The sequence below is a fragment of the Trebonia sp. genome, from assembly GCF_049794275.1.
Taxonomy (GTDB): domain Bacteria; phylum Actinomycetota; class Actinomycetes; order Streptosporangiales; family Streptosporangiaceae; genus Trebonia.
Genome location: NZ_JBARCR010000420.1, coordinates 1 through 10,317, shown reverse-complemented (window position 1 = coordinate 10,317; position 10,317 = coordinate 1). Strand labels below are relative to the sequence as shown.

General features: G+C 69.5%; 13 protein-coding genes. 11 read left to right on the top strand and 2 right to left on the bottom strand.

What is annotated here, in order from left to right; translation table 11 throughout:
* From WA805_RS11485 to WA805_RS11450, 8 genes are all read left to right on the top strand, one after another.
* On the top strand, positions 1–473 hold a 473-nt coding region (locus WA805_RS11485), incomplete at its 5' end, for a lysostaphin resistance A-like protein (RefSeq protein ID WP_425242330.1).
* 32 nt (positions 474–505) lie between these two features.
* Positions 506–931 carry a nuclear transport factor 2 family protein gene (locus tag WA805_RS11480; protein WP_422337504.1) on the top strand — a complete coding sequence of 142 codons (426 nt, stop codon included), beginning with the start codon at positions 506–508 and terminating at the stop codon, positions 929–931.
* Complete coding sequence (locus WA805_RS11475; protein ID WP_422285845.1) at positions 928–1,902, top strand: alpha/beta fold hydrolase; 975 nt, start codon at positions 928–930, stop codon at positions 1,900–1,902. The genes WA805_RS11480 and WA805_RS11475 overlap by 4 nt, the downstream gene beginning before the upstream one ends.
* Before the next feature lie 52 nt (positions 1,903–1,954).
* Complete coding sequence (locus WA805_RS11470; protein ID WP_422337503.1) at positions 1,955–2,446, top strand: nitroreductase family deazaflavin-dependent oxidoreductase; 492 nt, start codon at positions 1,955–1,957, stop codon at positions 2,444–2,446.
* Between the two features lie 98 nt (positions 2,447–2,544).
* Positions 2,545–2,925 carry a VOC family protein gene (locus WA805_RS11465; protein ID WP_422272509.1) on the top strand — a complete coding sequence of 127 codons (381 nt, stop codon included), beginning with the start codon at positions 2,545–2,547 and terminating at the stop codon, positions 2,923–2,925.
* Positions 2,926–3,549: 624 nt separating this feature from the next.
* The gene (locus WA805_RS11460; protein WP_422272511.1) at positions 3,550–3,843 is read left to right on the top strand and encodes a hypothetical protein; all 294 of its coding nucleotides are present in this window, start codon (positions 3,550–3,552) and stop codon (positions 3,841–3,843) included.
* A 449-nt stretch (positions 3,844–4,292) separates the two neighbouring features.
* Positions 4,293–4,589 (top strand): hypothetical protein, encoded by a 297-nt coding sequence (locus tag WA805_RS11455; protein ID WP_422272513.1) that lies wholly within the window; start codon positions 4,293–4,295, stop codon positions 4,587–4,589.
* Positions 4,590–5,534: 945 nt separating this feature from the next.
* Positions 5,535–5,738 carry a cold-shock protein gene (locus WA805_RS11450; RefSeq protein WP_422272515.1) on the top strand — a complete coding sequence of 68 codons (204 nt, stop codon included), beginning with the start codon at positions 5,535–5,537 and terminating at the stop codon, positions 5,736–5,738.
* 31 nt (positions 5,739–5,769) lie between these two features.
* Here the strand turns inward: WA805_RS11450 and WA805_RS11445 are convergent, their stop codons facing one another.
* Positions 5,770–5,991, bottom strand: a complete 222-nt coding sequence (locus WA805_RS11445; protein WP_422272517.1) for a hypothetical protein — start codon at positions 5,989–5,991, stop codon at positions 5,770–5,772.
* A gap of 30 nt (positions 5,992–6,021) precedes the next feature.
* Complete coding sequence (locus tag WA805_RS11440) at positions 6,022–7,104, bottom strand: glycosyltransferase (protein ID WP_425242329.1); 1,083 nt, start codon at positions 7,102–7,104, stop codon at positions 6,022–6,024.
* Positions 7,105–7,320: 216 nt separating this feature from the next.
* Between WA805_RS11440 and WA805_RS11435 the strand changes: the two genes are divergently transcribed.
* The 3 genes from WA805_RS11435 to WA805_RS11425 all read left to right on the top strand — a co-directional run bounded on the left by WA805_RS11435 (position 7,321) and on the right by WA805_RS11425 (position 10,215).
* Complete coding sequence (locus tag WA805_RS11435) at positions 7,321–7,695, top strand: helix-turn-helix transcriptional regulator (RefSeq protein ID WP_422272521.1); 375 nt, start codon at positions 7,321–7,323, stop codon at positions 7,693–7,695.
* A 284-nt stretch (positions 7,696–7,979) separates the two neighbouring features.
* Positions 7,980–8,708 (top strand): STAS domain-containing protein, encoded by a 729-nt coding sequence (locus tag WA805_RS11430; RefSeq protein WP_422337499.1) that lies wholly within the window; start codon positions 7,980–7,982, stop codon positions 8,706–8,708.
* A gap of 166 nt (positions 8,709–8,874) precedes the next feature.
* The gene (locus WA805_RS11425; protein WP_425242328.1) at positions 8,875–10,215 is read left to right on the top strand and encodes a DEAD/DEAH box helicase; all 1,341 of its coding nucleotides are present in this window, start codon (positions 8,875–8,877) and stop codon (positions 10,213–10,215) included.
* The last annotated feature ends 102 nt before the right edge of the window (positions 10,216–10,317 follow it).

The following is a 10,317-nucleotide window of genomic DNA, read 5'->3' as shown; positions in this document are numbered from 1 at the left end:
GTCCGGCGGCGCGGCAGCTGGGCTTGTCCCTGACCGCGCTCGTCGTGGCCGTGGCCGCCGGGATCGGCGTCTCGCTGGCCTTCAGCTCCTTCAGCGGCGGTGTCCCGGCGACCCTGCGGGCCGTCGTCGCCGCCGGCAGCGACGAGGCACGGCTGGCCACCGCCACCCCCCTGACCTGGGCGCTGATCGTCATCCGGCTCCTGTTCCTGACCGGGACCGCCGAGGAGCTGCTGTTCCGCGGCGCCATCTACAGCTGGCTGCGCCGCCGTGCCTCCGTGCCCGTGGCCGTTGCCATCACCGCGGTGCTGTTCACGGCCGAGCACGCCTACTACCCGGTCCTGGTCCCGCTCGTGCTCAGTTACGGGCTGGCCGCCGGATGGGTCCGGCACCGCACCTCCAGCACCGTCACCACCATCGCCATGCACATCACCATCGACCTCGCGCTGTTCCTCGCCGCAGTGGCACTGTCGTGACACGCGCGGGTCCCGGCACCAAGGAGATCGCCATGACCGACCAGACCGACGCGTTCCTCACCGCATGGACCACCGCCGAGCAGGCCGGCGACGTCCGCACCCTCGACCAGCTGCTCACTGCGGGTTTTTACGGGGTCGGGCCGATGGGGTTCATCCTGCCCAAGACGGCCTGGCTGGCCCGCCACCAGGCCGGCGACCTCGCTTATACCAGCTTCGGCCTGGACCAGGTCCAGGCCGACGGGCACGGCGAGGTCACCGTGGTCACCGCCCGGCACACCAGCGCCGGCACCTACCAGGACCGCCCCGTCCCTGAAGCGGCCCGGGCCACCTTGGTCATCGTCAGCGAAGGCGGGACCCGCAAGCTCGCCGTCATCCACCTGAGCTTCATCGCCGGCACCCGCGGCGCGCCGGCCCTCCCCGGCCCGGCCCCGCAGGCCGGGCAGGACGCACCGCAATGAGCCAGTCCGTACCCGCCGTCACGCACCGCACCGTCCACGCCAACGGCATCGATATCCACCTGGCCGAGGCCGGAGACGGCCCGCTGGTCCTGCTGCTGCACGGCTTCCCCGAACTGTGGTACTCCTGGCGCCGCCAGCTCCCCGCACTGGCTGATGCCGGCTATCACGCCGTCGCCCCGGACCTGCGCGGCTACGGGCGCACCACCGCCCCGCCCGCAGTCGAGGACTACGCGATGATCCAGATGACCGCGGATGTGACCGGCGTTATCGACGTTCTCGGCCACGACCATGCCGTGGTCGCCGGGCACGACTGGGGAGCCAACATAGCCTGGGCATGCGCCCAGCTGCACCCCGGCCGGATCACCGCGGTTGCAGCGCTCAGCGTGCCGTTCCAGCCGCGCCCGCCCGAGCCACCTCTGCGGATGCTGGGCCAGATGGCCGGGGAGCACCTCAACTGGGCGCTGTACTTCCAGGAGCCCGGGCTGGCGGAGGCCGAGCTGGAGCACGACGTCGCCCGCACCCTGCGCCTGATGTTCTACGGCCTCTCCGGCGACGCCCCCGAAGACCTGGCTCCCCGGCTGCTCGGCGGTCTTCCAGCTGGCTCCCGCCTGCTTGATCCCATCCCCGAACCCAGGCAGCTTCCCGCCTGGCTGGCCGACGATGACCTCGGCTACTACGCAGCCGAATTCGGGCGGACCGGGTTCACCGGCGCGCTCAACCGCTACCGCAACCTCGACCGCGACTGGGCCGATCTCGGCCGGCTCAGCGGCGCGGCCATCACCCAGCCCGCTCTGTTCGTCGGGGGCGGACGCGACACCGCCACCCGCTTCATCGACCGCACACCCATGGAACAAGCCGTCGCCCAGCTGCGCACCGTGGTCATCCCCGGCTGCGGCCACTGGATCCAGCAAGAACGACCCGATGAGGTCACCGGCGAGCTGCTCACATTCCTGCAGCAGAACATCCCATAGCCCGCACAAGCCCGGCGCGCACTCGCCGGCCACCGGCAGGAGAACCACAGCCATGGCAGCATCCCCGACCCCGCCACCACTGATCAACGGCAGCAGCGGGCGGCGCATCAAAGACAGCGACCGCCGCTTTATCCGCGTCCTCACCGGTACCCACCGCCGGATCCTCGCCGCCGGAAGCGGCCGGATCCTTGGCCGCATGGGAGGACACCCGCTGCTCATCCTGACCACCACGGGGCGGCGGACGGGCCGGCCGTACAGCACACCAGTGATCGGCATTCCCTCCGGCGCGGACTGGCTCGTGGTCGCCAGCAACGGCGGCGCGGCCACCCAGCCGCTATGGCTGCGCAACATCGCGGCCAGCGCCCAGGTCACCATCCGCCACGCTAACCAGACCGAACCCTTCCACGCCCGGATCCTACGAGCCTCCGAACGCTCCCAGCGGTGGCCGGACTTGGTCCAGGCATATCCCCCCTACGGCAAGATGCAAGCCAAGACCGACCGTGAACTGCCCGTCGTCCTGCTCACCCGAACCCATCCCGCTTAGCCGGGCAGCCATCAGCCCGGCACCGCGTGCCGGCCGGTGCCCGTCCTGCCGCTCACGCGTTCTCTGCGACCATCGCACGCCAACGGAAAGATCCAGTCATGGCCATCGAACTGAACCACACCATCGTCCCCGCCAGCAATCCGCAGGCATCCGCGCAGTTCATCGCCGGAATCCTTGGCCTGCCCGTCGATCCTCCGCTCGCGCACTTCACGCCCGTCACGCTGGCCAACGGGGTCAGCCTGGACTTCGACCGCTACGACCACGTCGACGAGCACCACTACGCGTTCCAGCTGGGCGAGGAGGAATTCAAGGCTGCCTTCTCCCGAATCCGGAATCAGGGCATCACCCATTACGCCGACCCCGCCTGCCGCGAGCCCGGCCAGACCTACACCAGCAACGGCCGCTGCGGCACCTACTTCCGCGACCCCGACGGTCACCTCATGGAGATCCTCACTCCCGTTCCGCCTGAACCGATGTGACGTCGGGGTCAGTCATCCCGACGCGAAATGGAGCGAGACCTTCACGACCGCGGGGCCAACCCTGACCCGGTCAGTAACCACATACTCGGCCAGCGGGAAGATCTGGGCGGACGACCGTGGCGACGAAGATGTTCGTCCGGACCGGTACCGTCCGATCATCGTCTCGGGTGCGCTGCTCGCCGTCGGTGGCATCTTGTGGCTGTCCCGCATCCCGGTGATGGCAGCTATCTCGGCAACCTGCTCGCCCCGCTGGTGGTTACGACGTCAGGTTCTGGGACAACAAGAAGATCGCCGACAACGCCAGCGGCGGCCGCTACCGGGTCCGGTGGGCCGTCGACGGCCAGGAGCACTGCAAGTCGTTTAAGAACAAGACCCTCGCCGACGGGTTCCTCGACGGCCTCAAGGACGCCGCCCGCGACCGGCGGCCCTTCAGCCCCCGCACCTACCTCCCAGCCGCCGAGACCACCGACGGCGAGATCGTCACCTGGTACGAGCACGCCCGCAGCTACGCCGAGGCCAATGGGCCAGCCTCGCCCTGGTCTCCCGCCGGTCGGTGGCCGAGGCCCTGGTCACCGTCACCATCGCCCTCACCGCCAAGGAGAAGGGCGCGCGCCCGAGCCCAGGGTGCTACGCCGGGCGCTGTTCGCCTGGGCGTTCAACCCCGCCACCCGCGAGACCGACCCGCCGCGCGAGATCGTCCTCGCCCTCGGCTGGGCCGCCCGCGCCTCGCTGCCCGTCACCGCGCTGGACGACCCGGCCACCGTGCGGCTCGCGCTCGGCGCGTGCGCCAGGACCCTGGACGGCAAGCCGGCCGCCGGGTCGACTCAGCGGCGCAAGCGGTCGGTGTTCTACAACGCCCTCGGCTACGCCGTCGAACTCGGCCGCCTCGCCTCCAACCCCATCGACCGCATCCAGTGAACCGCCCCCGCCGTCGCCCAGACCGTCGACCGGCGCGTCGTGGTCAGCCCAGCCCAGGCCAGGAAGCTCCTGGCCGCCGTCCGCGGCCTGTCTGACCGGGGCGCGCACCTGGAGGCGTTCTACGCCTGCCTGTACTACGCCGCGCTCCGCCCGTCGGAGGCGGTCATGCTCCGCGAGAGTGACCTGTACCTGCCGGCCAAGGGGTGGGGGAGGATCGTCCTGGCTGCCTCCGCCTCCCGCGCCGGAAGGAGTTGGACCGACCACGGCACCGCCCGCCAGGAACGCGGCCTCAAGCACCGCGCCGACAACGAGACCCGCACCATCCCCATCCCCCCCGAACTCGTCCGGCTGCTCCGCGCCCACATCAAGAAGTACGGGACCACCCCGGACGGGCGGATCTTCCAGACCACCCGAGGCGGCATCATCCAGGACTCCGCCTACAGCGCCGTATGGGCCGAGGCCCGCAAGACGACCCTCACCGAGGCGCAGTACCGCTCCCGCTCGGCCGCCGCCCCTACGACCTGCGCCACGCCGCTGTCTCGCTGTGGCTCAACTCCGGGGTGCCCGCCACCGAGGTCGCCCAGCGCGCCGGGCACGGCGTCGCCATCCTGCTCAAGATCTACGCGCACTGCATCGACGGGCAGGCCGACGCCGCCAACCAGCGCATCACCGACGCCCTCGGCACCAAGGACACCGAGCCCGAACCGATGGACGAGGAAGACGGCGACAGCGAGAAGGCATCTTGAACGCGGCAGGTCAAAGGCCAGAAAGGCCCGGATCGGGGCGTGAAGGCGCAGCCTCCCGGCGCCGCCGTCCGTGCCCGTCCGTGCGTCACCTCGTCACCGGCCCCGAGCGCACGGACGCATAGCGGACGGGGCGGCCCGGAAAACAGCCTCGGACGGCGTCCGCGCTGGTCAACGGCACCAGCCTCGGCTAGGAGGATAGGGCTGTAAAACCGTCGGCTCAGCCTACGTTGGTTCGAACCCAACACCTGCCACCAAATGCGGAAATGGCCCGCTAGCTGGGAATTCTCGGCTATGCGGGCCGTTCGGTTCTGCGTCAAGCCCGTTGAGCAGCGATGTCCTCGCCGTCATGCCCTCCGGCCCGTCCCGCTACGGTACGTAATCACCAGATCTGGCCAGGTGCAAGCCGCACCGCAAGGCTGACCGATCCGCAACCGCGGCGTGTTCTCCGTCGAAAGCCACGACCGGTCCCGCACGTGATGCCGGGCACTCGGGTCATGCTCGTCGCAGTGGCAGCGTTCCCAGCCGCGATCAGTCCGAGTGATCTCGCTGCAGCGCAGCGCGCTGGTCTCCCGGCCGGACGCGGCGGCGAACATGTCGTCTGTCATCTGCGTGGTCCTCTCCGCTGCCGTCTGGCCCTGTGCGGCCTGGAATGTGGGGCACGTTCACCGTAGTGGCAGCGACTCCGGCAGCGGATGCGGCGCACCGATTCATTACCCGCCCGGACTGAAGCGTAACGCTCGCCGTCGGCGTCAAAAGTAGTGGCAGTGCAGGCGATGGTGTTAGATGAGAGCGGTTGTAGTCGAATCTCGTGCTCGTGTCACAGCGCCTGCGAATTCTGACAGCGGGTGCCTGCATTCCAGATCCCTCCCAGGGAGGGACGGGCGGTCGCACAGCCGCGGGATGCACGCTCGTGGATCCTGATGATCGTTCCGGGAGGAGAGCGCAGTGGCTCAGGGAACAGTGAAATGGTTCAACGCGGACAAAGGCTACGGCTTTATCGTGCCCGACGATGCTACGCCGGATGTATTCGTCCATCACTCGGCGATCGAGGCCGACGGCTACCGAAGCCTGCAAGACAACCAGCGTGTCGAGTACACCGCGGTCCGCGGCGACAAGGGACCGCAGGCCGAGCACGTCCGGCCCATCTAAGGTCGCAGGCAGCGCACGAGGCCGATCCGCGTCAGAGGACGGGGCCACGTGGAGCTATCTCGAGGGTGGCGATGCCCCGGCCGTAGAGCACTATGAGGCGGCCGCCATGGCGGCAGTGCAGTACGCCGTTATCTTCCGCGAGGGTCGAGATGACTTGGCCCACGATCTCGTCCGTGGGACCTCCATCATCTTCGTAGGTGACGTCCAAGTGCTCGCCGCCAATGAGGCGGACGCGCAGCACGATCTCTGCCATGGTCATGCACCCTAGACCTCAGTGCTGGCGCTAGTCACGGATAGTTCTGATGCCCGCGCCCGGCGGCGAGTCGTCTTGCCCGACGGAAGTGCGCGCCGACGCGGCGGCCAGGCGGCGGCCGTGCTGCAGCACGGCGATCATCGCGAGAGTGGATTCGGCGCCCTGGTTACGGCTGCGCCCGACGCCGGTAAGGCCGTCGCTGCACCCGCCGGTTCGATCGTCGAGTAGCGGCACCTTTGCGTCATTGTCGCCGAGGAACCACGCGATGCACATCCTCACGCCGGCGAGCCAGGTGTCGTCGGCGGTGACCGTGGCCGCACGCATGCAGGCGTCGGCTAGTGCGGCTACCTCGGCGGGACGCTGATCGGAGGCAGGCAGGTGCGCGGCCTCGCCTGCACTCCATCCCTGCCGGGATATCACGGACAGGTGGCCGTCCCTGGTCTCGGTGGCAAGCAGCCACTCGAGCATGCGCAGTCCCTTCCGGAGCAACCGGTCATCTCCGAGGTAGTGGCCGGACACGATGACGGCCTCGGCGATAGCCGCGCTGGCGTAGCTGAGCCTGGGCATGGGCCAGGGCCAGCCGGCGTCCGCGGCGGGAGTGCCGATAGCGACGTGGGCGCGGTAAAGCAGCGCGAGTGCGGCGTGATTACCAGGGCGGGAGTCAAGTATCTCGGCAGCGCCGAGCGCCGCGAATGCCATCGCATGCGCCGACGGTGAGGAGACCCGCGCCCCGCGGCTGAACCGCATGAAGGACTCCTCGCGTATCCCCGCGGTCGGGCCACGCGTGGCGGCGGTACCCAGCGCCCAGAGGGCACAGCCCCAGCCGTCCTCGGTCCCGGGCTGGCCCCGCCACTGGCGGTCATAGCCCAGGTGGTTCCGGAACTTCCCGCCGAGTTCCTGCGCCTGCGTCAGGAAGTAGAGATAGCGGCGGCCGAGGACGACGAGTTCCTGCGGCGGCGACGGCTCTCTGCATATCACCAGCAGGCCGTGCGCGACGTCATCGACGCTGTAGCCGTCCGTGTGCAGTGGCACCACGCCGTCGGCGTGCTGGAGCAGGCCGACGTTATCGGACAGCCGCTGCAGGTGACCGAAAGGCGCATCGGGGCACCTCAAGGAACTGAGGCCGTTGCGCTCGGGCCGCGCACGGAGCGGCTTCGGAAGAATCTCACTGCGCACCAGAGGCGGGCTTGAACGGCCTCGCGTGCCCTCAGTGGCCAGGGCAGCGGCTGAGCGACTTCCACGGCCTCGCATGGTCGACGCGGCACTAGCGTAACTCAGTACCAGCGCAGCTGACCGGATCAGGAACGCGCCGGGGCCCGCAGCGGGACCATGCCATCCCCGCACTCAGAAACCAGCAAGAGTATTCTGGAAAAAATGTGGTATTTTCCGCGCATGCCGACTTGGGGCTTTCTGACCAACCACGCTCGGGTACTGCTGTGCATCGCCCGCGACCCGGGCGTACGGCTGCGTGATATTGCCGTGTCCGTCGGCATCACCGAGCGCAGCGCATTCGCTATCGTCAGCGACCTCGCCGTCGCCGGGTACATCGTCAAGGAAAAGGGCGGCCGCCGGAACCGCTACCGCGTAGAGGCTCAGCGTCCGGTGCCGGAGTCGGTCGACAGGCGGCTCGCCATCGGCGATCTGCTTGCTCTCCTCGGGGTCCAGGATGCCGGACCCGCTAGCACCGAGCCGGAACCTGTCTGAAGTCGCGCGAGTTCTGCGCGGCCACCGCCAGGTGCGCGATAGTAAGTGGCAAAATTCCGGAAAAGAATTGCTAGTTTTCTCCTACTAGTGTAGGCTCATGGTGCTGAACGTCAGTCACTGGCGGCGGTCGTTTTCGCTTCCGGCGGCTTCACGCGCTCGGCGGTGTCAGCGAGACGCCGGCCATGATGCGCGCGATGGCACTTCACGGCTGACTGACCTGTCGGGCCAAGGACGCGATTCGTCCGGGGGCCAAGGAGAAGCCATCCACCTGATCGGAAGGCACTGTGACCCATCCCGTGGCCGAAGACGCCGGCCCCATAACCCTTACCGCGCTAACCGCCCCCGACGGTGCCGTCATCGTCACCCTCGTGGGCGACCTTGACATCACGTCGGCGCCCGCTGCGCGGGAACGGCTGTTGAGCCTGGTCCGTCCGGGTGCCTGCCGGCTCGTCATCGACATGTCCGCGGTTCGGCACACGGACGCCAGCGGCCTCGCGGTGCTGGTGAGCACAAAGCGCCGCGCGGTCTTGCTCGGCGGTGAGTTGCGTCTGGCGGCGTTGCGGCCCGAGGTGGCCAGGGTCCTGACCGTCACCGGGCTCAGTCGGCACCTTGCGGCTTACCCCACGGTGCAGGCTGCGGTGGCCGGCCGGAAGCCGGGCGGCTACACGGCCCTTCCCGGGACCGGCCCGGCGGTACTGGCCGCACATGCGCTGCCCGCCCAGGCGCAGGCCGAACCCGGCGCCGACAGCGGAGAGTTGCACTCGGCCGTCGCCGCCCTCCTCGCCAGCGCCGACGCCTGGCGTGACGCGGACCCGCGCCGCCGGTTCTCCCCGGCCCTGCGCGCATTGGCGCAGGCCCACACGGGTACCAGCCACGCGGCTCTGGTCCAGGCCGCCCGGTCCCTGCTGTCCGTTCTCGACAGGGAGCCGCTCACCTACTCGCCTATCGTCGCCGCGACCGCCAGCCGTCTTCGCCGGCTGTTCTCCGCCGGGGCGCGGCCCGCCATAGGCTAGCCAAATCACTGAAGCACCAGGTTATGTTGACGGTAGCCCGGCGCTGCCAACCACACTCAGGCGCAGCCGTTCCGGCGCGCCGGTCGTACGCTGCTGATGAGCGAGCTGGTCTCCACGGACGTGGTGGCCTTCGAAACGCGGCCACTCTACTCCGGAGGTTTCTCTCTTGTCCGTTCTGCCCGCCGAACGTCGCCCGTCAGCCCAGCGTGGCAGGCGCGGCCCCGCCAACCGTGCGGCCGCCCTGCCCGCCGTCTCCTTCGCAGCGGCGGGTGTCCCGGCGCCGCTCGTGGCCGCGCTCGCCGCGGCAGGCATCACCGCGCCATTTCCCATCCAGGCGGCCGCGCTGCCGGACGCACTGGCTGGCCGCGACATCCTTGGCCGAGGGCAGACCGGCTCCGGCAAGACCCTCGCCTTCTGCATCCCGCTGGCCGCGGGACTGACCGACGGCTACACGAGCGCCGGCCGTCCGCGCGGCCTGGTGCTGGTGCCGACCAGGGAACTCGCCAGCCAGGTCCATGCCGTCCTCGCGCCGCTCGCCGAATCGACGGGGCTGAGCGTTGCGACGATCTACGGCGGAGTGCCCCAGAAGCCACAGGTGGCCAAGCTTCGCGACCGCGCCGATATCGTCGTCGCGTGTCCTGGCAGGCTGGCCGATCTCATCGAGCAGGGCCACTGTCACCTTGGCGACGTGGAAATAAGCGTGATCGACGAGGCGGACCACATGGCCGACCTCGGATTCCTGCCCGTCGTGCGGCGGCTGCTTGACATGACGCCGCCCGGCGGCCAGCGGATGCTGTTCTCCGCGACGCTCGACGCCGCCGTCGATGTCCTGGCGCGGCGCTTCATGAACCGCCCGGCACACCATGACGTCAGCCCCGTTGAGGTGCCGGTCGCGATGGTCCACCACCTGCTGACCATCGGGCCGGCTGACCGGGTCGGCGTGGTCACTGCCCTCGCGGGCGGCGGCGGGCGGTCGCTCGTCTTCACCCGGACCAAGTATGCCGCCCGCCGGCTCGCCCGCCAGCTGACCACGAGCGGCATCCCGGCTGCCGAGTTGCACAGCGACCTGTCGCAGGGCGTGCGAGAACGGAATCTCGCCTCCTTCGCGTCCGGCGTGGTGCGAGTCATCGTCGCGACGGACATCGCTGCCCGCGGTATCCACGTGGACGGCATCGACCTTGTCATCCACGCTGATCCGCCGGCCGAGCACAAGGCATACCTGCACAGGTCAGGACGGACGGCCAGGGCCGGGGCGGCCGGCACGGTGATCACCCTCCAGACTCCGGCCCAGGCAGCTGCTGTCCGCGACCTGATGCGGAAGGCAGCGGTCGTTCCGCTGACCGCCGCCGTCACTCCCGGATCGGCGCTGCTGCGCTCGATCGCCGGCGAGCCGGTTCCGCCGGTCGCGCCGAAGGTCGTCCGCCCGCAAGCCATCCAGGCCGCTCACGGGACCGGACGCGGCGCGGCAGCGATGTCGGCGGGCTTCCGCGGTCGCCGCGGTCGCTGACCCGTATCCCGCGCGTCCCCGCTGATCCGGTTGCCTTCGACCCGGCCGCCTGGGGCAGTTGATGGTGTTAGATGAGACTGGTTGTAGTCGAAGTTCGTTTAC

Coding starts and splice junctions, on each gene's coding strand:
- WA805_RS11435 (WP_422272521.1), top strand. CDS start 7,321: ATGCCATCCCCGCACTCAGAAACCAGCAAGAGTATTCTGGAAAAAATG.
- WA805_RS11470 (WP_422337503.1), top strand. CDS start 1,955: ATGGCAGCATCCCCGACCCCGCCACCACTGATCAACGGCAGCAGCGGG.
- WA805_RS11475 (WP_422285845.1), top strand. CDS start 928: ATGAGCCAGTCCGTACCCGCCGTCACGCACCGCACCGTCCACGCCAAC.
- WA805_RS11465 (WP_422272509.1), top strand. CDS start 2,545: ATGGCCATCGAACTGAACCACACCATCGTCCCCGCCAGCAATCCGCAG.
- WA805_RS11445 (WP_422272517.1), bottom strand. CDS start 5,991: ATGGCAGAGATCGTGCTGCGCGTCCGCCTCATTGGCGGCGAGCACTTG.
- WA805_RS11480 (WP_422337504.1), top strand. CDS start 506: ATGACCGACCAGACCGACGCGTTCCTCACCGCATGGACCACCGCCGAG.
- WA805_RS11455 (WP_422272513.1), top strand. CDS start 4,293: ATGGGCCGAGGCCCGCAAGACGACCCTCACCGAGGCGCAGTACCGCTC.